This window comes from Salmonella sp. GDC200615, assembly GCF_050574145.1.
In the GTDB taxonomy this organism is placed as follows: domain Bacteria; phylum Pseudomonadota; class Gammaproteobacteria; order Enterobacterales; family Enterobacteriaceae; genus Salmonella; species Salmonella enterica.
The window spans coordinates 2,851,358-2,877,554 of record NZ_CP192247.1; the positions used below are offsets into that span (position 1 = coordinate 2,851,358).

A 26,197-nucleotide genomic window follows, 5' to 3' on the forward strand; every position below is an offset into this window, starting at 1 on the left:
TATCCGGCCATTTAAACTTTTATTTCGCCAGCCCCAGGCGAGGGATCTCAATCGCCGGGCAGCGATCCATCACCACGGTCATGCCTGCATCCCGCGCCAGCACCGCCGCCTGTTCGTTGATCACGCCAAGCTGTAGCCATAGCGTTTTTGCGCCGATGGCGATAGCTTCCTGCGCGACGCCCCATGCAGCTTCAGAGTTGCGAAAAACATCCACCATATCGACTTTTTCGGGAATGTCCGCCAGCGTGTCATACCCCTGTTGCCCCAGCAATGCCTTACCCGCGACTTTTGGCGCAACCGGAATCACATGGTAGCCCTGTTCAAGCAGGTATTTCATTACCCGATAACTTGGACGATCGGGTTTATCGCTCGCACCTACCAGCGCGATAGTGCGAGTGGACGTCAAAACATCAGCAATATCGGTCTCTTTCATCATCTTTCTCCTGGCTGTTTTGCAAAGTGTACGACAAACCTGACATAGCAACCATTCATCCCATACCGATGTATGAGAGCAAAACGCCAAAATATGTCTATATGTTAGTAAACATGATCTAAGAAAAATTTCGATACATTATTAGCCAGACGGCCTTTGGACAGGAGAACCTTATGAAAACCGGCGCGCTAGCCACCTTCCTTGCTCTCTGTTTGCCGGTGACTGTTTTTGCCACAACGCTCCGTTTGTCTAATGAGGTTGATCTGCTGGTGCTGGACGGCAAAAAGGTGTCCAGCTCTTTATTACGCGGCGCAGAGAGCATTGAACTGGAAAACGGGCCGCATCAACTCGTTTTCCGGGTGGAAAAAACCATCCGCCTGCCCGGTAATGAAGAGCGGCTTTATATTTCTCCGCCGCTGGTGATAAGTTTCGATACCCAACTGATAAGTCAGGTCAATTTCCAGCTCCCGCGGCTGGAAAACGAGCGCGAAGCCTCGCATTTTAACGCGGCGCCGCGTCTGGCGCTTTTGGACGGCGACGCCATGCCCATTCCGGTAAAACTCGATATTCTGGCCATTACTTCTACGGCTAAAGTGGTCGATTATGAAATAGAGACCGAGCGTTATAATAAATCGGCGAAACGCGCCTCGCTTCCTCAGTTCGCCACGATGATGGCAGACGACAGCACATTACTTTCCGACGTCTCAGAGCTTGATACCGTACCGCCGCAATCACAAACTCTGACAGAACAGCGGCTGAAATATTGGTTCCGACTGGCCGACCCGCAGACACGCCATCATTTTCTGCAATGGGCGGAAAAACAGCCGCCCTCTTGATATGAGTTGTCCCAGCGCGCAATTTTTTTCTCTTTCTCTTGCAGCATCAAGCGCTTCCAGTAATCTGTAGACAGGTTAACTACGGAATCGAATTATGGAACTGACGACTCGCACCTTGCCGACGCGCAAACATATCGCGTTGGTTGCTCACGACCACTGCAAACAGATGTTAATGAACTGGGTGGAACGCCATCAGCCGTTGCTGGAAAAACACGTTCTTTATGCAACCGGCACCACGGGGAATCTGATCCAGCGCGCAACCGGTATGGACGTTAATGCGATGCTGAGCGGCCCGATGGGCGGCGACCAGCAGGTTGGCGCACTCATTTCAGAAGGGAAAATCGACGTGTTGATTTTCTTCTGGGACCCGCTTAACGCGGTACCGCACGACCCCGATGTCAAAGCGCTACTGCGTCTGGCCACCGTATGGAATATCCCTGTCGCCACTAACGTCTCAACGGCGGACTTTATCATCCAGTCCCCGCATTTTAATGACGCTGTAGATATTCTTATTCCGGATTATGCGCCGAGCGCCTGAAATAACCGCTACGCGGGCGGGATGCTGTACCGCCCGCGCTTTAGGGCTTCCTCGCCACCGGCACATCCAGCTGTTTAAGCGCCTCCACAAAGCGCGAGGGATTATCTTTATTAAAAAGCAGCCAGACCCGCGCACGCGCGCGCGTCAACGCCACATATAACAAACGCCGCTCTTCAGCGTCCGGAAAATCCTCAACCTGAGGAAGAAGCGCACTTTCCATAATGGATTCTCGCGCCGGGGCGGGGAAACCGTCGTTACCCTCCTGCAATCCGACAAGAATCACGTAATCGGCCTGTTGGCCTTTGCTGGCATGGATAGTCATGAAGTCTATCTGTAACTTCGGCCAGCGAGTCGCCGCTTTTTGTAGACTCGCGGGTTTCAGATGGTGATAGCGCGCCAGCACCAGGATACGTTCATCTTCCTTCGCATAGCCGGATAATTTATCCAGTAACGCGTCCAACTGGCTTTCATCCAATAACGTCACCGCTTTTTTATCGCCTGGGGTCAGACTATTTAACGGTTTTTTAAGCTGGTGCGGATTCTGCTGTACAAAGCGATTGGCAATATCGCCAATCCGACTGTTAAAGCGGTACGTGGTGTCCAGGTGGCAATGCTCGCCCTCGCCGAACGTCTGATGAAACGCCGTCGTTAAGGAGAGCTGCGCCCCGCTAAAACGGTAAATCGCCTGCCAGTCATCGCCAACGGCAAACAGCGTAGTCTGGCTATTCTGCTTGCGCAGCGCCTCTAACAGCGCCGCCCGTTGCGGGGAAATATCCTGAAATTCATCGACCAGAATATGCTTCCACGGGCTGATAAAACGCCCTTTTTCGAGGATCACCATTGCCTGATGGATCAGCCCGGAGAAATCAACGGCATTTTCCGCTTTCAACGCGCTTTTCCAGGCCTTTAGCAGCGGCGCCATCAGCTTAATGCGTTTGCCAAACAGCTCGCGGCACTCCTCTGGCGCGCCAGCGATCATTTCTGCCTGCGCGCCGCCGTGCATACGCATCAAACTGACCCAACGATCCAGGCGAGGGGCCAGACGCCGCTGCAATGTCTCATCGTCCCAGAAATTACCTTCCGGCACTACCCACTGCATCTCCTCTTCCAGCCACTGACGCCAGCCTTTGGCCTGCGCTTTTTTCTCGCTACACTGCTGACGCCAGGTGCGCAGAAATAGCTGATGCCGCGCGGTGGCGTCACTTTCCAGCTTACTGACAACCGGCGCTTTTTTACTGCCTTGCTGAATAATATACAGCGCCAGCGAATGGAACGTACGGGCAGTAATCTCTTCCGTATGTAAGCGCTCGCGGATACGCTCATCCATCTCTTCTGCCGCCTTGCGACCAAACGCCAGTAAAAGAATTTGCCCCGCATCGGCTTGTCCGCGCGCCAACAGCCAACCCGCGCGCGCCACCAGCACCGAGGTCTTACCGCTTCCCGCGCCCGCCAGTACCAGTAACGATGATTCGCCGTTAACCACCGCCCTGGCCTGGGAAGGATTAAGCGGAGAGGATTCTATCTGCGTAAAAAAGTCGGCATGCGCTTCCAGCATGGCATCAGCATACGCCTGATTATGCTGCTGCCGACTTCCCTCGCTATCCTGTAACCATGCCAGACACTTACGCCATATCTCGCGACAGTGAGCAAACTCCTCCAGACGTGAGACCGGCAGCGGCAAGGCGGCAAACGTCTGGCGAATTTCGTGTTCCAGCCCCCGAACGCGTTCACGGGTAAGCCATTGGTTTCCGCCCGTTCGCTCACTAATACGCGCCCATTGCTCCTGTAATGCCTGCGCGGCGACATCACTCATCTCCTGGCTCCAGCGACGCCAGTGCGCGTCCAGATAGCGATGGAATTGCTGGGTTTCCGACCACTCGGTACCGTGCAAACGCACGACTTTATCCTCCGGCAGGACAAACTCCAGCTCGCCCCATACCAGCCCACGCTTACAGTGAATCGCCAATAACTGATTGAATGGAATAAGATATTCATGCCTGTCGCCAGACACTTTCACCCCAGCGTTGAGGATCTCGGCACGATCATACGGGTGTTGCGCCAGACGTTTTCCAAGAGAAGTTGCTTTCAGTTCCATGACTCAGCGAATCCAGACGTAAAGATGTGCTTATCAGTGTAACCGCCAGAGAAAACGTGCTCCAGTCTAAAAAAACGTTACAATTGCCCGCAGTGATAGAAAACCGGAATGAACTGAGGGTTTATGCGTACCGTTCTGAATATTTTAAACTTTGTACTGGGCGGCTTTGCCACTACGCTGGCCTGGCTGCTGGCGACGCTTGTCAGTATTGTGCTTATTTTTACCCTGCCGTTGACCCGCTCCTGCTGGGAGATAACCAAACTGTCCCTGTTCCCTTACGGTAATGAAGCCATTCACGTTGACGAACTTAATCCGGCGGCGAAAAGCGTATTAATGAATACTGGCGGTACCTTGCTGAATATTTTCTGGTTACTTTTTTTCGGCTGGTGGCTATGCCTGATGCACATTGCCTCCGGTATCGCTCAGTGTGTCACTATCATCGGGATACCTGTCGGTATTGCGAACTTTAAAATTGCCGCGATTGCGCTTTGGCCTGTCGGTCGCCGCGTCGTCTCTGTAGAAACCGCTCGCGCCGCGCGAGAAGCTAACGCGCGCCGCCGTTTTGAATGATCGGGACAAATAGCCTTTATGTTAAGTCCGTTGATTCGCCGTTATACCTGGAACAGTACCTGGCTGTATTACATCCGCATTTTTATCGCTCTGTGCGGCACCACCGCCCTGCCCTGGTGGCTGGGCGACGTCAAACTGACCATCCCGCTCACGCTCGGTATGGTTGCCGCGGCGCTAACCGATCTCGACGATCGCCTTGCCGGACGCTTGCGTAATTTAATCATTACCTTAATTTGCTTTTTTATCGCGTCGGCTTCTGTGGAGCTGCTCTTTCCCTGGCCGTGGCTATTTGCGTTGGGCTTAACGTTATCCACCAGCGGGTTTATTCTGTTGGGAGGACTGGGGCAACGCTATGCCACCATCGCGTTCGGCGCGCTACTCATTGCCATCTATACGATGCTGGGTACCTCTTTATACGATCACTGGTATCAGCAACCACTGCTCCTGCTGGCAGGCGCAGTATGGTATAACCTACTGACGCTAACCGGGCATCTGCTATTTCCGATCCGTCCGTTGCAGGATAATCTGGCACGCAGTTACGAACAGTTAGCGCACTATCTGGAACTGAAATCACGTCTGTTTGATCCTGATATTGAAGATGAAAGCCAGGCGCCGCTCTATGATTTAGCGTTAGCGAACGGGCAGTTAATGGCGACGCTGAACCAAACGAAAGTGTCGTTATTGAGTCGCCTGCGCGGCGATCGCGGTCAACGCGGTACGCGCCGCACCCTCCATTACTATTTTGTGGCGCAGGATATTCATGAACGCGCCAGTTCTTCGCATATTCAATACCAGACACTGCGCGATTATTTTCGCCATAGCGACGTCATGTTCCGCTTTCAGCGTCTGATGTCGATGCAGGCGCAGGCCTGTACGCAGCTGGCGCGCTGTATCTTACTGCGTACGCCGTACCAGCATGATCCGCGTTTTGAACGCGTCTTTACCCACATTGACGCCGCGCTTGAACGTATGCGCGCCAGCGGCGCTTCTTTAGAGCTGCTGAATACGCTTGGATTCTTATTAACCAACCTACGCGCCATTGATGCGCAACTGGCGACGATCGAGTCGGAGCAGGCCCAGGCAATGCCGCGCAATGAGTCAGAAAACCAGTTGGCTGATGATAGCCTGCACGGGTTTAGCGACATCTGGCTGCGTCTGAGCCGTAATTTTACCCCGGAGTCCGCTCTCTTTCGCCATGCGGTACGCATGTCGCTGGTATTGTGCATCGGTTATGCTCTCATCCAAATTACCGGGATGCGCCACGGGTACTGGATATTGCTCACCAGCCTGTTTGTTTGCCAGCCTAACTATAACGCGACCCGCCATCGCCTTGCGCTCAGGATTATCGGCACGTTGGTAGGCGTTGCTATCGGCCTGCCGATTTTATGGTTTGTTCCTTCGCTTGAAGGACAGTTAGTTCTGCTGGTGATTACCGGCGTGCTTTTCTTCGCATTCCGTAATGTGCAGTATGCCCATGCAACGATGTTCATCACCCTGCTGGTATTACTCTGCTTTAACCTCCTGGGCGAAGGCTTCGAGGTAGCGTTACCGCGCGTCGTCGACACGTTAATTGGCTGCGCTATCGCCTGGGCTGCGGTCAGCTTTATTTGGCCGGACTGGCGCTTTCGCAACCTTCCCCGGGTACTCCAGCGCGCCACCGATGCTAATTGCCGCTACCTTGATGCGATCCTTGAGCAATATCACCAGGGACGGGATAACCGCCTGGCCTATCGCATTGCCAGACGCGACGCGCACAACCGCGATGCAGAACTGGCATCCGTGGTTTCTAATATGTCGAGCGAACCCGACGTCACGGCTGAAACCCGGGAGGCGGCGTTCAGGCTGCTTTGCCTCAATCACACTTTTACCAGCTATATCTCCGCCCTCGGCGCGCACCGCGAAAAGCTCAGTAATCCGGACGTGTTGGGGCTTCTGGATGACGCGGTCTGCTACGTTGATGATGCGCTTCATCATCAACCTGAAGACGAACAGCGCGTACACCAGGCGCTGGAGGGTTTAAAGCAGCGAGTTCAGTCACTGGAAACACGTCCGGACAGCAAAGAACCTCTGGTTGTTCAACAAATTGGTTTGCTCATTGCCTTACTGCCCGAGATTGGACGCTTGCAACGGCAAATTTCACCGCCGACTTCTACATTAATTACCCAGCCGTAAGCGAATGAGCCCAGTCGGCAAGCTCCTGGCGACGACTCGCCGGGAGCGCCGCTTCATGTACGCCGACAATTGCGCCTTCCAGGGCATACAAAACTTTCACCGTCAGCAAGGGATTGCTTTGTCGCAACCTTAGCCAGCACATTTTCGCGCCCAGTATGCGTAACATATTTTCGTCCTTTATCCCTGACTCATTGAGCAATGTTTCCAGATGGAAGGTCATATTGGGAAGATCTTTGAGTCTGTGCTGTAAAATACGGCTGTGTTTTTCCTTCATTGCCGCGTCAAGAGAATACTTCGATAAACGTACCAGCTGCTGCTGATCGCGCCACAGGCTTTCATCCACCCGGTAATAGTTGAGCATAACGGGACGTCCACATTTCATAAACATGAGCCAGGCGGGGGGATGCTTCACACAGTAGGGTACGCTTTCTTCACAGGCGCGGAGATAAAGCTCGCCATTAGCCACCATCGCAAAGACGGTATCCTCCACGGTCAGACTATAGCTACCGAATAAAGATCGATACTGGATCGTCCCCAAAGAGGCCAAATATTCTTGCGATTTATAGATCCTGTCATAAGAGAGTGCTCTCATAAAATTCCTTTTAAATCATAAAGTAAAAGAATGATTTGCAGTAACGGATCCGTTAATGACGAAAATAGGCAACTTATACTCCGCGAGCAAGATGATTTTTATTTTTGACGCCACTAAGAATAAAAATTGCGAGACAGTTTCCGAAAATAGAGTTGATCTTTCATCGCCACAGGGGTACTGTATGAATACACAGTAACTCACAGGGCTGGATTGATTATGTACACTTCAGGTTATGCAAATCGTTCTTCGTCATTTCCTACCACTACCCACAACGCTGCGCGCACCGCTACGGAAAATGCCGCGGCAGGACTGGTCAGTGAAGTTGTCTACCACGAAGACCAGCCCATGATGGCGCAACTCCTGCTTTTGCCTTTACTCCGTCAGTTAGGCCAACAATCACGCTGGCAGCTCTGGCTCACGCCGCAGCAAAAGCTCAGCCGTGAATGGGTACAGTCTTCAGGTTTGCCATTAACGAAAGTGATGCAAATTAGCCAGCTTGCGCCTCGTCATACGCTGGAGTCGATGATCCGCGCTTTGCGTACAGGAAATTACAGCGTGGTAATTGGTTGGATGACTGAAGAACTGACAGAAGAAGAACATGCCAGCCTGGTTGAAGCAGCGAAGGTAGGTAATGCGGTAGGGTTTATCATGCGCCCTGTACGTGCGCACGCTTTATCCAGGAGACAGCATTCCGGGCTAAAAATTCACTCTAATTTGTATCATTAAGTAAAATTAGGATTTATCCTGGACTTTTTTTTACGCGAACGTATCTCCTTTGAGTGCTAACGTTTTTTTTTGCGAGAACGCTTGTCAGAAGCGGTTTCCGCAATTTTTGCTGTACGATTTATCATCTGAAACTGTTAAATGATGTGTATATCCGTCATGTTTTTTTCACATGTCTGACGGAGTTCACACTTGTAAGTTTCCAACTACGTTGTAGACTTTACATCGCCAGGGGTGCTCAGCATAAGCCGTAGATATCGGTAGAGTAACTATTGAGCAGATCCCCCGGTGAAGGATTTAACCGTGTTATCTCGTTGGAGATATTCATGGCGTATTTTGGATGATAACGAGGCGCAAAAAATGAAAAAGACAGCTATCGCGATTGCAGTGGCACTGGCTGGTTTCGCTACCGTAGCGCAGGCCGCTCCGAAAGATAACACCTGGTACGCTGGTGCTAAACTGGGCTGGTCTCAGTACCATGACACCGGCTTCATTCACAATGATGGCCCGACTCATGAAAACCAACTGGGCGCAGGTGCTTTTGGTGGTTACCAGGTTAACCCGTATGTTGGCTTTGAAATGGGCTACGACTGGTTAGGCCGTATGCCGTACAAAGGCGACAACATCAATGGCGCTTATAAAGCTCAGGGCGTTCAGTTGACCGCTAAACTGGGTTATCCAATCACTGACGATCTGGACGTTTATACCCGTCTGGGTGGTATGGTATGGCGTGCAGACACCAAGTCTAACGTCCCTGGCGGCCCGTCTACTAAAGACCACGACACCGGCGTTTCCCCGGTATTCGCGGGCGGTATCGAGTATGCCATCACCCCTGAAATCGCAACCCGTCTGGAATACCAGTGGACTAACAACATCGGTGATGCCAACACCATCGGCACCCGTCCGGACAACGGCCTGCTGAGCGTAGGTGTTTCCTACCGTTTCGGCCAGCAAGAAGCTGCTCCGGTAGTAGCTCCGGCACCGGCTCCGGCTCCGGAAGTACAGACCAAGCACTTCACTCTGAAGTCTGACGTACTGTTCAACTTCAACAAATCTACCCTGAAGCCGGAAGGCCAGCAGGCTCTGGATCAGCTGTACAGCCAGCTGAGCAACCTGGATCCGAAAGACGGTTCCGTTGTCGTTCTGGGCTTCACTGACCGTATCGGTTCTGACGCTTACAACCAGGGTCTGTCCGAGAAACGTGCTCAGTCTGTTGTTGATTACCTGATCTCCAAAGGTATTCCGTCTGACAAAATCTCCGCACGTGGTATGGGCGAATCTAACCCGGTTACCGGCAACACCTGTGACAACGTGAAACCTCGCGCTGCCCTGATCGATTGCCTGGCTCCGGATCGTCGCGTAGAGATCGAAGTTAAAGGCGTTAAAGACGTGGTAACTCAGCCGCAGGCTTAAGTTTCCGTCTGATAAAAAACCCCGCGTCGCGGGGTTTTTTGCTCTGGTCTGGGTGACAACGCCTTTCAGCGTTACTTCTTGCCTAATAACGCCTGTAAATCCTGCTTTAACGTGGTCATTTGCGTGGCATATTTCTCTTTATGCTCCGCGTCTTCTATCAGTTGCACTATCGTTTCGGATAATGTTTTACCGCGTCGCTGCGCAAGGCCCGCCAGACGCTGCCAGACCATAAACTCTAAATCGATAGATTTTTTGCGCGTATGCTGATGTTCCGCATTGAAGTGTCGTTTGCGTCTTGCCCGAATGGTTTGTTTCATCCGATTAAGCAAGGCAGGATTCATATGCCTGTCTATCCAGACATTTACCCGCACCGGTTCATTTTCGAGGGCCAACAACAAATTGACGGCTTCCTGGGCAGCACTGGCTTCCACGTAGCGGGTGATCAACTCCCCTTCGCGGTGCTTTTTCACCAGATATTTCCATTTCCAACCGCTTTCAAGATTTTCAAGTTGTTGATATTTCATTGCGATCCCAACGTTACCGTGTAACTGTTATCAGAATATCAGTTTTTTAGCCATCTGAAGAAAAGAATCTCGAACCTGTGAATGGTTACACGTCTTCATATTACTTTGCATTCGCTTTCCGCGTGTGCAGCGTGACGGGTTAGGCTATAATCCCCCCTTTTACAACAGACTAAAAAACCTCAACTTTGACCATTACGAAACTTGCATGGCGTGATCTGGTTCCGGATAGCGAAAGCTATCAGGAGATATTTGCACAGCCACACGCGACTGACGAAAACGACACCTTACTCAGTGATACTCAGCCACGACTGCAATTTGCGCTTGAGCAACTTATACAGCCGTGGGCATCATCCTCTTTTATGCTGACTAAAGCGCCTGAAGAGCAAGAGTATCTCACTTTACTTTCAGATGCCGTCCGCGCTCTGCAAACCGATGCCGGACAATTAACCGGCGGACATTATGACGTTTCCGGGCATACTGTTCATTACCGCGCCGCGCAGAATGCGCAAGACAACTTTGCCACCGTCACACAAGTCGTCAGCGCGGACTGGGTCGAAGCCGAACAGCTCTTTGGTTGCCTGCGGCAGTATAACGGCGACATTATCCTGCAGCCGGGACTGGTTCATCAGGCGAACGGCGGCGTGCTGATTATTTCCTTACGAACCCTTCTGGCGCAGCCGTTACTGTGGATGCGTCTGAAAGCCATCGTTAGCCGCGAGCGTTTTGACTGGGTGGCCTTTGACGAGTCGCGTCCATTACCGGTCTCCGTGCCATCAATGCCGCTCAAACTGAAGGTGATTCTGGTTGGCGAACGTGAATCACTGGCTGATTTTCAGGAGATGGAACCGGAGCTCGCGGAACAGGCTATCTACAGTGAATTTGAAGACAATTTACAGATAGCGGACGCAGAAGCTATGACCCTGTGGTGTCAATGGGTGACGCGTATCGCTTTACGCGATAATTTGCCCCCTCCGGCACCGGACGCCTGGCCCGTCCTGATACGCGAGGCTGTGCGCTATACCGGCGAACAGGATACGCTGCCTCTTTGCCCACTGTGGATAGCCCGCCAGTTTAAGGAGGCGTCGCCTTTATGCGAAGGCGATACCTGCGGCGCAGAAGCGCTCAGCCTGATGCTTGCCCGACGCGAATGGCGAGAAGGCTTTCTGGCGGAGCGGATGCAGGATGAGATTCTGCAAGAGCAGATCCTGATTGAAACCGAAGGCGAACGCGTTGGACAAATCAATGCGCTTTCCGTCATTGAGTTTCCCGGGCATCCGCGCGCCTTTGGCGAACCGTCGCGAATTAGCTGTGTTGTGCATATCGGCGATGGCGAATTTAACGATATTGAGCGCAAGGCCGAACTTGGCGGGAATATCCACGCTAAGGGAATGATGATTATGCAGGCCTTCCTGATGTCGGAGTTGCAGCTGGAGCAACAAATTCCCTTCTCTGCCTCGTTAACCTTTGAGCAGTCCTACAGCGAAGTGGATGGCGATAGCGCCTCAATGGCGGAATTATGTGCGCTCATCAGCGCGCTGGCCAATGTGCCGGTGAATCAAAACATTGCGATTACCGGCTCGGTCGATCAGTTTGGTCGCGCGCAACCGGTGGGTGGGCTAAACGAAAAAATTGAAGGTTTCTTCGCCATCTGCGAGCAGCGGGAATTAAACGGTAAACAGGGCGTGATTATCCCTGCAGCCAATGTCCGCCATCTCAGTCTTAAATCTGAACTGCTGCAAGCGGTTAAAGAAGAGAAGTTCACTATCTGGGCGGTAGACGACGTGACCGACGCCTTACCGCTACTGTTAAATCTGGTGTGGGATGGCGAAGGTCAAACGACGTTGATGCAGACTATCCAGGAGCGTATCGCGCAGGCGACGCAACAGGAAGGCCGTCATCGTTTCCCGTGGCCATTACGTTGGCTGAACGCTTTTATTCCGAACTGATCGGACTTGTTCAGCGTACACGTGTTAGCTATCCTGCGTGCTTCAATAAAATAAGGTTTACATAAAACATGGTAGATAAACGCGAATCCTATACAAAAGAAGACCTTCTTGCCTCTGGTCGTGGTGAACTGTTTGGCGCTAAAGGGCCGCAACTCCCTGCGCCGAACATGCTGATGATGGACCGCGTCGTTAAGATGACCGAAACGGGCGGCAATTTCGACAAAGGCTATGTCGAAGCCGAGCTGGATATCAATCCGGATCTATGGTTCTTCGGATGCCACTTTATCGGCGATCCGGTGATGCCCGGTTGTCTGGGTCTGGATGCTATGTGGCAATTGGTGGGATTCTACCTGGGCTGGCTGGGCGGCGAAGGCAAAGGCCGCGCTCTGGGCGTGGGCGAAGTGAAATTTACCGGCCAAGTTCTGCCGACAGCCAGGAAAGTCACCTATCGTATTCATTTCAAACGTATCGTAAACCGTCGCCTGATCATGGGCCTGGCGGACGGTGAGGTTCTGGTGGATGGTCGTCTGATCTATACCGCACACGATTTGAAAGTCGGTTTGTTCCAGGATACTTCCGCGTTCTAAGTGTTGAATTGATATTCCGCGCTATCGGTATCATGCTTGCAAAGCCCATAAAGGCGAAACCTCCGCACTGCGGAGGTTTCTTTTTCTAAAGAGACAGAATCAGGCCATTACCGCCCTGTCCTCCATGGCTTGTCGCCAACCTCCCAACCAGTATGACCGTTGATTCAGCGTCTGATAGGGACACATTTCTTTTGATCGTCCGGCGATGCCGGCCTGATATCCACGTTGATGTGCCCGTTCCAGGCGATCTCGTTTTTGTCTCTTCATGCCTCGCTTCCCTCATATTTGTATCTGGTGGAAAAGAAAACAGTGATTACAAAATGTGCAATCACACTACACGAATACCTCTAAATGGATCGCCCGTCAATGCGCAAAATTCACACCAATGTCATATTTGTGAGCTATACGGTAAATCATTTGTACAAAAAATGTGAGCCATAACAACTATTTTTCCGGCGTCAAAAATAAAAAAACCGCCTCAGGCGCACGACCTGAAGCGGTTAAATTTACATTACTTTTATCTCAGGGAAGGCGCTTTATCTCATCTGCGATAGCGGCTGCTTCCTGACTCCATGCGCTTGCCAGTACTTTGACCATCTCATCATAGCCATCTTTCTGCTGACTGGCTTCGATATGGAAAGGCCGCTTAATCAGCTGTCCATTGTGGTTTAATAACCACTCCCCGCTGACGATAACCTTACCATCGTAGCGTCCATGGAATCCGGTTACGGTAACGTTTAACGTATCCTGGGTGGTTCCCAACGGCTGGGAAGCGACGACCCAGCCAGGAAGCCGGGCGCTAAGATTCGCCACCAGCGTGTTACGTAATTGCTGGTCCAGCGGGCTGGCCCACAGATTGTTATTGGCAATCACATACTGAACATCACTGGTTTGATACACCACGCCGTTACCTGCCAGATAGTCAGGTACGGAAACCTGCTCTACCCATAAGAGACGGTTGCCCTGGCTTGCGGTGCTTTGCACACCGCTTTGCGCTATCGGGAGCTGATAATAGCTTTTATTCTCTCCGCCGGAGCTACATGACGCCAGCCAGAACGCCATTATCACGACTAGCCATTTTTTCATTGTTTCGCCCTCTTAGGCTCAGGATCTTTTTTATCCTTCGCTTCAAATACCAGCGCGTTGCTCTTCTCGTTCAGAGTTTTCAACACCGGTTGTAACTCACGAAGCACCTGATCGAGACGCTGCATATCCGCCACCATTTTGTTATACGCCGCCGATCCAGGCTGGAAGCCCTGCATACTGCGGTTAAGTTCGCGTAACGTCGTTTGCATATCCGCCGGAAGCTGCTGCATCGACTGACTGGAGGTAATCTTGTTCATATTATCCAGCGTGGTTTGCAGCCGACGCATAGTACGCTGGCTTTCAGACAGCGTATTGGTCGCTTGTTCAATCATCGGATTCAGCGGCAGGTTGTTGATCTTATCCAACGTTTCCACCAGTCGCTGTTGAATTTGCGCCAGGCCGCTGCTGACGGTGGGAATAATTTCATAACCATCAAATTCGCGTAGCCCGGTAATCGGCGGCTCCTTAGGATAAAAGTCCAGATCGACATACAGCGCCCCGGTCACCAGGTTACCGGTTTTAAGCGAAGCGCGTAAACCGCGCTTAAGCAGTTCCGTCAAATGCGCGCCAACATCCGCATTTTCTCCCAATTGCGCTTTCAGACGCTCCGGTTCAATGCGCACCAGCACAGGAATACGGTAATCGTCGTTAAATACCTGGCGCATTTTAGACGCAAAGAAAGGCACTTTGCTTACCGTCCCCAGACGAATACCGCGGAACTCCAGCGGCGCGCCGGGTTGTAATCCGCGCACAGAATCTTTAAAGAACATCAGGTAATCGATATGATCGGTATACAGCGAATCCTGAATACTTTTTTGATCGTCGTAGAGATTAAACGCCGTTTTTTCGGCGACGGGTTGCCCCTGCTCAAGTCCTTCCGGCACATCAAAACTCACGCCGCCGCCAAACAACGTCGTCAACGATCCCATTTCCACGCGCATTCCCGCCGATGTCAGATCCACAGCGATACCGCTATCTTTCCAGAATCGGACATTACTGGTGACCAACCGATCGTTTGGCGCCTTAATGAACAACTGATAACTCATTGTCCGTTTTTGCGGATCGAAAGAGCTGGTTTCAACGGACCCTACCCGATAGCCCCGGAACAGAACGGGATCGCCAGGACTGAGCTGACCGGCCTTTTTGCTGTCCAGAATCACACGAATACCTTTGGCATCGGGCGGCGCCAACGGCGGTGAGTCAAGAAGCTGATAGCTTTCCGGCTGACTGCCCTTACTTCCTGGTTGTAGTTCAATATACGCACCTGATAGCAGCGTCCCAAGCCCGCTGATGCCTTCACGCCCCACCTGCGGTTTTACCACCCAAAATACCGAGTCTTTATGCAGCAACTTTTCCATACCGGAATGGAGCCGCGCTTTGATTTGTACGTGGGTCAGATCGTCAGTCAGCGTCGCGCTTTCAACCACGCCAACATCCACGCTGCGACTTTTGATCGTCGTTTTTCCGCCTTCAATGCCTTCCGCATTGGTGGTGATTAAGGTAACTTCCGGTCCCTGGTGGCTGTAGTGATAAAACAGAATCCAGGCTCCGATAAGCGCAGTAACAATCGGGAATATCCAGACAGGCGACCAATTTTTCACCTTTTGTACTTTGGCTTCCCCTTTTTTAGGTTCCATGCTATCAGGACTCCTCATGGCCTGGTTCGTACTCACGATCCCACGACAGACGCGGATCAAAGGTCATCGCAGAAAACATTGTCATTATGACGACTAAAGCAAACATCAACGCACCCATCGCAGGATAAATATTCATTAACCCTCCCATACGCACCAGCGCAGAGAGTACGGCAATGACAAAGACATCAATCATTGACCAGCGCCCCACAAACTCCACTACTTCATAAATAAAATGCATCCGTTCACTGTCGCGCTTACCGTGGCCTTTCGCATCCCAACAAAGCCAAGCAATGGCGATCATTTTTAGCGTCGGCACCATAATACTGGCGAGAAAGATAACCGCCGCCACCGGATAAGACCCCTCGCTCCACAGCAAAATCACGCCAGCCAGAATGGTCGACGGCATTTTCGAGCCCAGTAAGTCGGTAATCATAATCGGCAAAATATTGGCGGGCAGATAAAGCATGATCGAGGTAAATAATAACGCCAGCGTCCACTGCAAACTGTTTTTACGCCGGACATAGCCTTTCGTATGGCAACGCGGACAGACGAGACTCTCCGCAGGCAGGATCGCCGTACAGCAGGCGCAAGAACGCAAAGACTGCCGGATACCGGTAATCCCCGGCGTTAACGGCTGCGCCAGTGCAGGCTGCGGGGCGATATCATCCCACAACCAGCGGCGATCGACACACTGGAACGCCCGCAGTTGAACGAGACAAAATAAGCACCAGGGAATAAAGCTGCTGCCGATGCCGATATCGCCGTAGGCCATCAGCTTAACAAAACTGACCAACACCCCGGCGAGAAATATTTCCGCCATTCCCCACGATTTGAGGAGGAAAAAGATCCTTGCCAGCGTTTTTTTTACCGACAACGGCAGACTGGCGCGGTTGACAAGTAATAGAATAGTCACCAGGCAAAATGCCGGCACCAGTTGGACAAATAATAAAAAGAACGTGCCGAGGCTGGCGTAATCTTCAGAAAACATGACGCCGGGGATTTCCAGAAGCGTGACTTCGCTGGTGACGCCCGCGACATTCATATTCACGAAGGGAAAAAGGTTAGAAAGCAGCAACATAAATAGTGCCGCTAACGCATAGGCGGTAGGACGCTGCCGGGGCGCGTCCCACTCGGTCGTTAACGTTGCGCCGCATCGTGGACATGCTGCTTTTTGCCCATGCGAGAGGCGGGGTAAAGCCACCAGCATGTCACATTGCGGGCACAATATGTGCTTCGCAGCATGGTGATGTTCACACATAGGCGCTCCTTTCGTTATGCCCCGTTTTTCAGGCCTTCAAGATACTCCCAACGTTCGAAGGCTTGCTCAAGTTCTTGCTCCGCCTGACTTAAATCGGCCAGAACTTTTTGCGTTTGCTCATGGGGTTGGCTAAAAAAGGCCGCATCCGCAACCTGCGCCTGTAGCGCTTCCAGCTTCGCTTCCAGGTCTTCAAGCTGACCGGGTAACTGCTCCAGCTCGCGCTGCAGTTTATAGCTTAGTTTGCTACTGCCACGTTTTACAATTTCTGCTTTAGGGGCAATAACTTCCTCATTTTTTTTCGCCATCGGCTGTTTCGTCGCCAGATGCTGCTCTTGCTGCGCACGCGCATCATGGTAGCCGCCGATATAACGTCCGATTTTGCCGCCGCCCTCGAAAATCCAGCATTCCGTCACGGTATTATCGACAAATTGCCGATCGTGGCTGACCAGTAGTACCGTGCCCTGATAGCCATCAATTAATTCTTCTAATAGTTCCAGCGTTTCGACGTCAAGATCGTTCGTTGGTTCATCGAGAATTAAAAGATTGCTCGGCTTGAGGAACAGTCGCGCCAGCAGCAGACGGTTACGTTCGCCGCCGGAAAGCGCGCGGACGGGCGTCATCGCCCGTTTGGGGTGAAACAGGAAGTCCTGCAAATAGCCCAGTACATGGCGCGGCTTACCGTTTACCATCACCTCCTGCTTGCCTTCCGCCAGGTTATCCATCACGGTTTTTTCCGGGTCCAGTTCGGCGCGATGCTGATCGAAGTAGGCGACTTCCAGCTTCGTTCCTACGTGGATGCGCCCGCTGTCAGCCTGAAGCTGTCCCAGCATCAGTTTCAGTAGCGTGGTTTTACCGCAGCCGTTCGGGCCAATTAACGCAATCTTGTCACCGCGCTGTACCTGAGCGGAGAAATCTTTTACCAGTTGTTTTCCTTCTACCTGGTAATCGACGTTTTCCATCTCAAAAACGATTTTACCGGAGCGCGTCGCCTCTTCGACCTGCATCTTCGCCGTGCCCATCACTTCCCGGCGCTCGCTGCGTTCACGACGCATCGCTTTTAACGCCCGCACGCGCCCTTCATTACGGGTGCGGCGCGCCTTGATCCCCTGGCGAATCCAGACTTCTTCCTGCGCCAGTTTGCGATCAAATTCCGCGTTTTGTAACTCTTCTACGCGCAGCGCTTCTTCTTTCTCCAGCAGGTATTGATCGTAATTTCCCGGATAGGTGACCAGTTTGCCACGATCGAGATCGACAATGCGGGTCGCCATATTGCGAATAAACGAACGATCGTGAGAGATAAAAATAATCGTTCCGTTAAAGGTTTTCAGAAACCCTTCCAGCCAGTCGATAGTTTCGATATCCAGATGGTTAGTCGGTTCATCCAGTAACAATACGCGCGGATTGCTGACCATCGCCCGACCCAGCGCGGCTTTACGCAGCCAGCCGCCGGAGAGCGACGACAGCGCGGCGTTAGGATCGAGTCCAAGCTGCGCCAGCACTTCATTAATACGGTTTTCCAGCTGCCACAGATTATGATGATCGAGCTGTTCCTGTACGCGCGCCATTTCATTGAGGTTTTTCTCGCTGGGATCGGTCATCACCAGACGGGAAATCTCATGATAGCGCTTGAGGTATTCCGCTTGTTCTTCGATACCTTCGGCGACAAAGTCATAGACGCTGCCCGCAATATTACGGGGCGGGTCCTGTTGCAGACGCGCGACGATCAGATCCTGCTCATAAATAATACGCCCATCGTCCAGACCCTGTTCGCGGTTGAGGATCTTCATCAAGGTGGATTTCCCGGCGCCGTTACGCCCCACCAGACAGACGCGTTCGTTATCTTCGATATGCAACTCTGCGTTATCGAGAAGCGGCGCGTCGCTGAACGACAGCCATGCGCCATGCATACTGATTAATGACATTTACTTTTCCTTTCAGGCGGCGCGGATCAGCCAGCAGTTATGGATCTGACGGTTACGGGCAAAATCCGGGGAAAGCGTTTTTTGCGTAATTTCTTGTGCGGTAAGCCCCAGCTCAGCCAGCCCTTCCAGATCCATACGGAATCCGCGCTTATTATTTGAGAACATGATGGTGCCGCCTTTACGCAGCAGACGTTTTAAATCTTTCATTAACGCGACATGATCGCGCTGAACATCAAACGACTCTTCCATACGTTTTGAGTTAGAGAACGTCGGCGGATCGATAAAGATCAAATCGAACTGTTCATTCGCCTCGCGCAGCCAGCCCAGGCAGTCGGCCTGAATCAGGCGATGCGCGCGGCCGCTCAGTCCGTTCAGACGCAAATTACGTTCGGCCCACTCCAGATAGGTGCGGGACATATCCACCGTTGTGGTGCTGCGCGCGCCGCCCAGACCCGCATGTACGCTGGCGCTGCCGGTATAAGAAAAGAGATTCAGGAAATCTTTGCCTTTGCTCATTTCTCCCAGCATCCTGCGGGCAATACGGTGATCGAGGAACAGACCGGTGTCGAGATAATCCGTCAGATTTACCCATAAGCGCGCATTATATTCGCTGACGTCAAGGAACTCGCCCTTCTCGCTCATTTTCTGATACTGGTTTTTTCCTTTTTGCCGTTCACGGGTTTTTAACACCAGTTTATTCGGCGGAATACCGAGCACTGACAAGGTTGCCGCAATAATATCGAACAGGCGCTGCCGCGCTTTTTGCGCATCCACCGTTTTCGGCGGCGCATATTCCTGAATCACCGCCCAGTCGCCGTAACGGTCTACCGCCACGTTATATTCCGGCAGGTCGGCATCATACAAGCGATAGCATTCAATCCCTTCCTGGCGCGCCCATTTCTCCAGCTTTTTAAGATTTTTACGCAGGCGGTTAGCGTAATCTTCCGCCACCGTCGCCGGTTTACTGTCCGCCGTGGTTTCCGCAATATGATAGTTTTTCTGCACGCAGTCCAGCGGGCCATTCTTGGCTTTAAACTGTTTGTCGGCACGTAATTGCAGGCTGCCCAGCAAATCGGGCGAAGCGCTGGACAGCGACAGGTTCCAGCCGCCAAACTGATTTTTCATGGTACGGCCCAGCAGACTGTGCAACGCAATCAGCGCCGGTTCGCTGTCCAGACGTTCGCCGTAAGGCGGGTTACTGATCACCGTACCATACGGGCCTTTCGGCAATGGATTACTCAGTTGCGCCACATCTTTCACTTCAAAGGTGATAAGCTCCCCGATACCGGCGCGACGGGCGTTGCTGCGCGCCCGCTCAATGACGCGCGCATCGCTGTCGGAACCGTAGAAATGAGAGGAATACTCCGCCAGCCCCTTACGCGCCCGGGTCTGCGCTTCGGCTTTCACTTCCTGCCAGATAGTTTCGTCATGCTGCGCCCAGCCGCTAAATCCCCAGTGACCACGGTGCAGTCCCGGCGCGCGATCGGTCGCCCACATCGCGGCCTCAATCAACAGTGTCCCCGAACCACACATAGGGTCGAGCAGCGGCGTACCTGGTTGCCAGCCGGAACGCATAACAATCGCTGCCGCCAGCGTCTCTTTAATTGGCGCCAGCCCGGTGCGATCGCGATAACCGCGCAGGTGCAGGCCATCACCACTGAGATCCAGCGCAATGCTGGCAGTTTCTTTATTCAGCCAGACGTTAATACGGAGGTCCGGCGATTCGCGGTCCACATTTGGACGCGGAAGATTTTTCCGCGTAAACGCATCGACAATCGCGTCTTTAACTTTCATCGCGCCATACTGACTATTACGGATGGTGTCGTTCAGGCCGCTGAAATGCACCGCAAACGTCGCGCCAGGATTAAAAATCTCTGTCCAGTTTATCGCCTGAACGCCGAGGTAAAGATCGAGATCGCTGTAGACCTTGCACTCACCCATCGGCAGGATAATACGCGAGGCCAGGCGGCTCCACATCAGGCTCTGGTAAATAAGCCGCGTGTCGCCCTGAAAATGGACCCCACCCTGAACAACCTGACACCCTACGGCGCCCAGTTTTTCCAGTTCAGTTTTTAACAGCTCTTCCAGCCCGCGGGCCGTACTGGCAAACAGAGAATTCATATTGTCACTTTTACGCTAAGAAAATTGTTGCGCATTATAGCTAATCTCACGCCCATGTCATAAAGTTGAAGGCTTATTTTCATTTGAGGGACTGTACGGTGGCGACATTATCACGGCTCTTTATTCATCCGGTCAAATCCATGCGCGGCATTGGCCTGACTCATGCGCTGGCAGATATCAGCGGCCTGGCTTTTGATCGCATCTTCATGGTGACCGAGCCTGACGGCACATTTATTACCGCCCGCCAGTTTCCACAAATGGTACGTTTTACCCCTTCTCCCTTACACGACGGCCTCCATTTGACCGCGCCAGACGGCAGTAGAGCGCTGGTTCGCTTTACGGATTTCACCCCGCAGGATGCGCCGACCGAGGTCTGGGGAAACCATTTTACCGCTCGCGTCGCCCCGACGGCGATTAATCAATGGTTGAGCGGCTTTTTCTCCCGCGATGTCCAGTTGCGCTGGGTTGGGCCGCAGTTGACGCGCCGGGTCAAACGACATAACGCGGTGCCGCTGGGATTTGCCGATGGCTACCCGTATTTATTGACCAACGAAGCCTCGCTGCGCGATCTGCAACAGCGTTGTCCGGCAGGCGTACAAATGGAACAATTTCGCCCAAACTTAGTGGTTTCCGGCGTAGCGGCCTGGGAGGAAGATAGCTGGAAAGTGCTTCGCATTGGCGATGTGATTTTTGACGTCGTGAAGCCCTGTAGCCGCTGTATTTTTACAACCGTCAGCCCTGAAAAGGGGCAAAAACATCCTTCCGGAGAACCGCTGGCGACACTGCAAGCTTTTCGTACCGCCCAGGACAATGGCGATGTGGATTTCGGTCAGAATCTGATTGCCCGCAATAGCGGCGTCGTTCGCGTCGGCGATGAAGTGGAGATTCTGGCGACAGCTCCGGCAAAAGCTTATGGCGCCACAACGGTCGACGACAGCGTTACGCCAGATAAACACCCGGACGCGAGTGTAACCATCGACTGGCAGGGGCAAACCTTCTGCGGGAATAATCAACAGGTACTACTGGAACAGTTGGAGAATCAGGGGATTCGTATTCCGTATTCTTGCCGGGCTGGTATCTGTGGTTGCTGCCGGATACGTTTGCTGGAAGGCGAAGTAAGTCCGCTGAAAAAATCGGCTATGGGTGACGATGGTACGATTCTGAGCTGTAGCTGCGTGCCTAAGACCGCGTTACGACTGGAGAATTAAACCGCTTGTTCAAGGCTGAAACTGTGACAGTGAACCTGCGGTTTCAGCCTGTCGTTCATAATTTTAATCGCATCGCCAAGCTGCATGGTTCGGCCTGCTATCACCACGCCCGGCTGGGCCAGCAGACACAACGCGGCATTTTCTCCCGGCTCAACGACCAGCAAATTAACCTGTTCCGCCGTATCGCTTAACCAGACGCTTGCGGCATCGCCCGTTCCTGGGGTCCACATTTCGCCATGCGCTACAAAATGCCAGCTTTTTGGCATCTGCGGTTTGAGATAGCGAATCGCCACCAGCGCATTCAACACCAGCTCCGCGCGTTGCTCTTTGGTTAATTCGAAATCCCGGCATTTTTCTTCAAAGGAAAAATAGAGCGCGGCATCATCCACACAAAAACCGGTCGGGCAAAACGCGTCCGGCGTAAGCATTTTACGAGAGAAGCGCGAGCGAAAAAGTATACCATTGGCGAGATCGAGCATCATACGATCGTGCTCTTCATCATAATACCAGCGCCAGTTATCGTCAGGTTTAATTCGCATTACCTCTCTCCCGCTTTTAAGCAACTCGTAACAGCATTGTCCTTTTGCCGCTTCGTTTATTACCCCAATAATAAAAGCCTAAAATGTCTAAATAAGCAACAGTGGAGAAATATAAAACAACCAGCGCCGGAAATAAAGCCCTGGTTGTCTGATAAAGGCTAAAGTTTAGATGTGCGTTACGATTTCTTTAATCAATGGCGGGCCTTTAAAAATAAAGCCGGAATAAATTTGTACCAGCGTAGCTCCTGCCGCTATCTTCTCGCGCGCGGCGATAACTGAGTCAATGCCGCCGACGCCGATAATAGGCAATTGTCCCTTTAACTCCTGGGATAAACGGCGAATAATTTCTGTGCTTTTTAATTGTAATGGCCGGCCACTTAATCCCCCCGTTTGCTGGCAATTTTTCATTCCTTGTACCAGAGAACGATCGAGGGTGGTATTTGTCGCAATCACCCCATCAATATTATGACGAAGCAGGCTATCGGCAACCTGGATCAATTCTTCTTCACAAAGATCCGGCGCGATCTTTACTGCCACCGGCACATATTTATGGTGGATCGCCTGAAGATCGTTTTGCTTATTTTTAATGGCAGTTAACAGATCGTCCAGCGCATCGCCATACTGGAGCGTACGTAGCCCTGGCGTATTCGGCGAAGAAATATTAATGGCGATATAACCCGCATAAGCATAGACTTTTTCCATACAAATCAGGTAGTCATCTTTGCCATTTTCGACAGGCGTATCTTTATTTTTACCGATGTTAATTCCCAGAATACCATCAAAATGGGCTTTTTTAACATTCTCGACCAGGTTATCGACGCCCAGATTATTAAAGCCCATCCGATTGATCAGACCTTCAGCATCCACCAGACGAAAAAGACGCGGCTTATCGTTACCCGGCTGTGGGCGCGGCGTCACGGTGCCGATTTCCAGGGAGCCAAACCCCATCGCGCCTAACGCGTCGATGCACTCCCCGTCTTTATCCAGACCGGCAGCCAGCCCCAGTGGATTTTTAAAGGTAAGTCCCATGCAGGTAACCGGCTTTGTCGGTACTTTCTGGCGCACCAGCGCTTCCAGCGGCGTACCTGTAATGCGGCGTAATTGTTGAAATGTAAATTCATGAGCGCGCTCTGGATCGAGCTGGAAAAGGGCTTTACGAACGAAGGGATAGTACATGAACTCTCCTGGATTCCCGGTGTGCAAACCGGGGGCGTATTATGGGCGATAACAAGGCAAAAGGGAATTGACCTACGGCAATAAATAGCAATCGTTTTCCTTCATTCTCACTTCACGTTTCGCCAGCGAGCGTCATCGTCCGGCAAAAAAATGCCCGGCAGCGCTAACGCTTACCGGGCATGTCTTACCTCTTTATAACGGATACTGTCAGGCTAACGCTTTAGTTATCTTCTCGTACAGATCGCCGGAAAGATTCTCCAGTCCTTTTAACTGCTCCAGCGCCGCACGCATTTTCTCCTGACGCTTTTCATCGTAACGTTTCAGACGAATCAGCGGTTCAATGAGGCGAGATGCTACCTGCGGGTTACGGCTATTCAGATCGGTCAGCATCTCGACCAGGAACTGGTATCCGCTACCGTCTTGCGCATGGAACGCCGCCGGGTTGCTGCCAGCAAACGCGCCAATTAATGAACGGACGCGGTTCGGGTTGCTCATACTGAAAGAACGGTGTTTGAGCAGGCCGCGTACGGTTTCCAGTACATTTTCCGCCGGGCTTGTGGATTGCAGGATAAACCATTTATCCATCACCAGGCCGTCCTGATGCCACTTATCGTCATACTCCTGCATCAGCGTATCGCGGCACGGCAACTGCGCCGCCACCGCAGCAGACAGGGCCGCCAGCGCATCGGTCATATTATTGGCGTCGCGATACTGTTTGCTGACCAGCGTATTAGCCAGCTCCGTCTCGCCGAACGCCAGGAAGCGCAGGCAAGCATTGCGCAGCGTGCGCTTACCGATATCGCCGTGATCAACACGATACTCATCCAGATGATTGGCGTTATAGATAGCCAGGAACTCATCCGCCAGTTCTGCCGCCAGCGTACGCGTTAGCGCTTCACGAACTTGCGCAATGGCGATCGGGTCAATGACCTCAAACAGCTCCGCAATTTCATTGGCCGAAGGCAGCGTTAAAATTTCTGCGGCCAACGCCGGATCGATTTTCTCATCCAACAGTACTGCACGGAACGCATCAGCGACATGCACCGGAAGCGATAGCGGTTGCCCCTGCTGATGACGCGCCACATTCAGTTTAATGTATGTGGCCAGCAGGCTTTGCGCCGCATCCCAACGGGAGAAATCATTGCGCGCATGGCGCATCAGGAACGTCAACTGCTGATCGCTCCATTTATATTCCAGTTTCACCGGCGCTGAAAACTCGCACAGCAAGGCCGGAACAGGCTGGAAGTAAACATTATCGAAGGTAAATGTCTGCTCCGCCTGCGTGACGTTCAGCACGGCGTTGACCGGGTGACCGCCTTTTTGCAACGGAATGACGTTGCCTTCGTTATCGTACAGTTCGATGGCGAATGGAATATGCAGCGGCTGCTTCTCCGCCTGATCCGCCGTCGCCGGAGTGCGCTGGCTGATGGTCAACGTGTACTGCTCGGTTTCCGGATTATAATCATCTTTTACCGTTACAATCGGCGTGCCGGACTGACTGTACCAGCGGCGGAAATGGGACAAATCGACATTAGAAGCATCTTCCATCGCCTGTACGAAGTCATCACACGTCGCGGCGCTGCCGTCATGGCGCTCAAAATAAAGCTGCATCCCCTTCTGGAAATTTTCCTCACCCAGCAACGTGTGGATCATGCGAATGACTTCCGCGCCCTTTTCATAAACGGTGAGGGTGTAGAAGTTATTCATTTCGATTACTTTATCCGGGCGGATAGGATGCGCCATCGGGCTGGCGTCTTCCGCGAATTGTAAACCGCGCATGGTACGCACGTTACTGATGCGGTTCACCGCGCGTGACCCCAAATCAGAGCTAAACTCCTGATCGCGGAACACGGTTAGCCCCTCTTTAAGGCTCAACTGGAACCAGTCGCGGCAGGTGACGCGGTTGCCGGTCCAGTTGTGGAAATACTCATGGCCTATCACGCGCTCAATATCGAGATAATCTTTATCCGTCGCGGTATCGGTTCGCGCCAGCACGTATTTGGAGTTAAAGATATTGAGACCTTTATTCTCCATCGCGCCCATATTAAAGAAATCCACCGCGACAATCATATAGATGTCGAGGTCATATTCGAGCCCAAAACGCGCTTCATCCCATTTCATGGAATTTTTCAGCGAGGTCATTGCCCACGGCGCGCGATCCAGATTGCCACGGTCAACGTACAGTTCTAATGCGACGTCACGCCCGGAGCGGGTGGTAAAGGTATCGCGCAGCACGTCAAAATCACCGGCCACCAGCGCAAACAGATAACACGGTTTCGGGAACGGATCTTGCCACTGAACCCAGTGACGGCCATTCTCCAGCTCGCCCTGTGCAACACGGTTGCCATTGGAGAGCAGGAACGGATATTTGCTTTTATCGGCAATAATTTTGGTGGTAAATCGCGCCAGTACGTCCGGGCGGTCAAGATACCAGGTAATATGGCGGAAGCCCTCCGCTTCACACTGGGTACAGAGCGCATAGCCGGACTGGTACAATCCTTCCAGCGCCGTATTCGCCGCCGGACTTATCTCGTTGACAATGCGTAACGTAAAACGCTCTGGCAGGTCGCTGATGATAAGCGCGCCCTCTTCTTCCTTATATGCTGTCCACGGCGCATCGTTGACGTGGATAGATACCAGCGTTAAATCTTCCCCATCAAGGCGAAGAGGCGCATCAGGCGCGCTATGACGAACAGCCTGGCTTATTGCGGTGACCACGGTTTTTTCGGCATCGAGGTCAAAGGTCAAGTCAATATCAGTAATCTGGTAATCCGGCGCGCGATAGTCATGGCGGTATTTGGCTTGTGGCTGTTGTGTCATA

The 26,197-nt window shown here is 52.4% G+C and carries 22 protein-coding genes; 9 read left to right on the plus strand and 13 right to left on the minus strand.

From position 1 onward, the window contains the following. Positions 1-19: 19 nt before the first annotated feature. Entirely contained in the window at positions 20-433 is a 414-nt protein-coding gene (locus ACQ29O_RS13875; RefSeq protein ID WP_001674966.1) for a CoA-binding protein, read from the minus strand. Positions 434-606: 173 nt separating this feature from the next. On the opposite strand from ACQ29O_RS13875, the gene ACQ29O_RS13880 reads away from it, so the two are divergent. Beyond that, the gene (locus ACQ29O_RS13880; protein WP_000847719.1) at positions 607-1,269 is read left to right on the plus strand and encodes a DUF2057 family protein; all 663 of its coding nucleotides are present in this window, start codon (positions 607-609) and stop codon (positions 1,267-1,269) included. Positions 1,270-1,363: 94 nt separating this feature from the next. Then, positions 1,364-1,807, plus strand: a complete 444-nt coding sequence (mgsA, locus tag ACQ29O_RS13885) for a methylglyoxal synthase (protein WP_000424186.1) — start codon at positions 1,364-1,366, stop codon at positions 1,805-1,807. A 40-nt stretch (positions 1,808-1,847) separates the two neighbouring features. Here the strand turns inward: mgsA and helD are convergent, their stop codons facing one another. Then, positions 1,848-3,902: a DNA helicase IV gene (gene helD / locus ACQ29O_RS13890; RefSeq protein ID WP_000420505.1), complete on the minus strand. Its 2,055-nt coding sequence runs from the start codon at positions 3,900-3,902 to the stop codon at positions 1,848-1,850. 123 nt (positions 3,903-4,025) lie between these two features. On the opposite strand from helD, the gene ACQ29O_RS13895 reads away from it, so the two are divergent. Together ACQ29O_RS13895 and yccS are read left to right on the plus strand one after the other, a co-directional pair. Beyond that, positions 4,026-4,472, plus strand: coding sequence for a YccF domain-containing protein (locus tag ACQ29O_RS13895; RefSeq protein WP_001261222.1), 447 nt, complete (start codon positions 4,026-4,028; stop codon positions 4,470-4,472). An 18-nt stretch (positions 4,473-4,490) separates the two neighbouring features. Beyond that, positions 4,491-6,644: a YccS family putative transporter gene (gene yccS / locus ACQ29O_RS13900; RefSeq protein WP_000950876.1), complete on the plus strand. Its 2,154-nt coding sequence runs from the start codon at positions 4,491-4,493 to the stop codon at positions 6,642-6,644. On the opposite strand, the gene ACQ29O_RS13905 is transcribed toward yccS, so the two are convergent. Further along, positions 6,631-7,236, minus strand: a complete 606-nt coding sequence (locus tag ACQ29O_RS13905) for a TfoX/Sxy family DNA transformation protein (protein ID WP_001202375.1) — start codon at positions 7,234-7,236, stop codon at positions 6,631-6,633. The genes yccS and ACQ29O_RS13905 overlap by 14 nt on opposite strands. A 216-nt stretch (positions 7,237-7,452) precedes the next feature. Between ACQ29O_RS13905 and sulA the strand changes: the two genes are divergently transcribed. Beyond that, positions 7,453-7,962: an SOS-induced cell division inhibitor SulA gene (gene sulA / locus ACQ29O_RS13910; protein WP_000288733.1), complete on the plus strand. Its 510-nt coding sequence runs from the start codon at positions 7,453-7,455 to the stop codon at positions 7,960-7,962. A 357-nt stretch (positions 7,963-8,319) separates the two neighbouring features. Beyond that, positions 8,320-9,372, plus strand: a complete 1,053-nt coding sequence (ompA, locus tag ACQ29O_RS13915; protein WP_001674965.1) for a porin OmpA — start codon at positions 8,320-8,322, stop codon at positions 9,370-9,372. 71 nt (positions 9,373-9,443) lie between these two features. Here the strand turns inward: ompA and matP are convergent, their stop codons facing one another. Continuing rightward, positions 9,444-9,896 carry a macrodomain Ter protein MatP gene (gene matP, locus ACQ29O_RS13920; protein ID WP_000877172.1) on the minus strand — a complete coding sequence of 151 codons (453 nt, stop codon included), beginning with the start codon at positions 9,894-9,896 and terminating at the stop codon, positions 9,444-9,446. Between the two features lie 185 nt (positions 9,897-10,081). On the opposite strand from matP, the gene ACQ29O_RS13925 reads away from it, so the two are divergent. Then, on the plus strand, positions 10,082-11,842 hold the full coding sequence (locus tag ACQ29O_RS13925) for an AAA family ATPase (protein ID WP_000156448.1): 1,761 nt from the start codon (positions 10,082-10,084) through the stop codon (positions 11,840-11,842). 68 nt (positions 11,843-11,910) lie between these two features. After that, positions 11,911-12,429 (plus strand): bifunctional 3-hydroxydecanoyl-ACP dehydratase/trans-2-decenoyl-ACP isomerase, encoded by a 519-nt coding sequence (fabA, locus tag ACQ29O_RS13930; protein ID WP_000227928.1) that lies wholly within the window; start codon positions 11,911-11,913, stop codon positions 12,427-12,429. A gap of 99 nt (positions 12,430-12,528) precedes the next feature. Here fabA and rmf read toward each other — a convergent pair whose 3' ends face one another. From rmf to rlmKL, 6 genes are all read right to left on the minus strand, one after another. Next, on the minus strand, positions 12,529-12,696 hold the full coding sequence (rmf, locus tag ACQ29O_RS13935; RefSeq protein WP_001537784.1) for a ribosome modulation factor: 168 nt from the start codon (positions 12,694-12,696) through the stop codon (positions 12,529-12,531). 255 nt (positions 12,697-12,951) lie between these two features. Next, a complete protein-coding gene (gene pqiC, locus ACQ29O_RS13940) occupies positions 12,952-13,515 on the minus strand; it encodes a membrane integrity-associated transporter subunit PqiC (protein WP_000759136.1) in 564 nt (187 codons plus the stop codon). Beyond that, on the minus strand, positions 13,512-15,152 hold the full coding sequence (gene pqiB, locus ACQ29O_RS13945) for an intermembrane transport protein PqiB (protein ID WP_000433414.1): 1,641 nt from the start codon (positions 15,150-15,152) through the stop codon (positions 13,512-13,514). The genes pqiC and pqiB overlap by 4 nt, the downstream gene beginning before the upstream one ends. A 4-nt stretch (positions 15,153-15,156) precedes the next feature. After that, positions 15,157-16,410 carry a membrane integrity-associated transporter subunit PqiA gene (gene pqiA, locus ACQ29O_RS13950; protein WP_000333152.1) on the minus strand — a complete coding sequence of 418 codons (1,254 nt, stop codon included), beginning with the start codon at positions 16,408-16,410 and terminating at the stop codon, positions 15,157-15,159. 14 nt (positions 16,411-16,424) lie between these two features. Next, positions 16,425-18,332: an ABC transporter ATP-binding protein gene (locus tag ACQ29O_RS13955; protein WP_000053049.1), complete on the minus strand. Its 1,908-nt coding sequence runs from the start codon at positions 18,330-18,332 to the stop codon at positions 16,425-16,427. Positions 18,333-18,344: 12 nt separating this feature from the next. After that, on the minus strand, positions 18,345-20,453 hold the full coding sequence (gene rlmKL / locus ACQ29O_RS13960) for a bifunctional 23S rRNA (guanine(2069)-N(7))-methyltransferase RlmK/23S rRNA (guanine(2445)-N(2))-methyltransferase RlmL (RefSeq protein ID WP_001086487.1): 2,109 nt from the start codon (positions 20,451-20,453) through the stop codon (positions 18,345-18,347). A gap of 98 nt (positions 20,454-20,551) precedes the next feature. Here rlmKL and ACQ29O_RS13965 point away from each other — a divergent pair, with 98 nt between their 5' ends. After that, positions 20,552-21,661, plus strand: coding sequence for a YcbX family protein (locus tag ACQ29O_RS13965; RefSeq protein ID WP_000224068.1), 1,110 nt, complete (start codon positions 20,552-20,554; stop codon positions 21,659-21,661). Here the strand turns inward: ACQ29O_RS13965 and zapC are convergent. The 3 genes from zapC to pepN all read right to left on the minus strand — a co-directional run bounded on the left by zapC (position 21,658) and on the right by pepN (position 26,196). Then, positions 21,658-22,200, minus strand: coding sequence for a cell division protein ZapC (zapC, locus tag ACQ29O_RS13970; protein WP_001574119.1), 543 nt, complete (start codon positions 22,198-22,200; stop codon positions 21,658-21,660). The genes ACQ29O_RS13965 and zapC overlap by 4 nt on opposite strands. Before the next feature lie 165 nt (positions 22,201-22,365). Further along, a complete protein-coding gene (pyrD, locus tag ACQ29O_RS13975; RefSeq protein ID WP_000291723.1) occupies positions 22,366-23,376 on the minus strand; it encodes a quinone-dependent dihydroorotate dehydrogenase in 1,011 nt (336 codons plus the stop codon). Positions 23,377-23,583: 207 nt separating this feature from the next. Further along, complete coding sequence (gene pepN, locus ACQ29O_RS13980) at positions 23,584-26,196, minus strand: aminopeptidase N (RefSeq protein ID WP_000193792.1); 2,613 nt, start codon at positions 26,194-26,196, stop codon at positions 23,584-23,586. Between the last annotated feature and the right edge of the window lies 1 nt (position 26,197).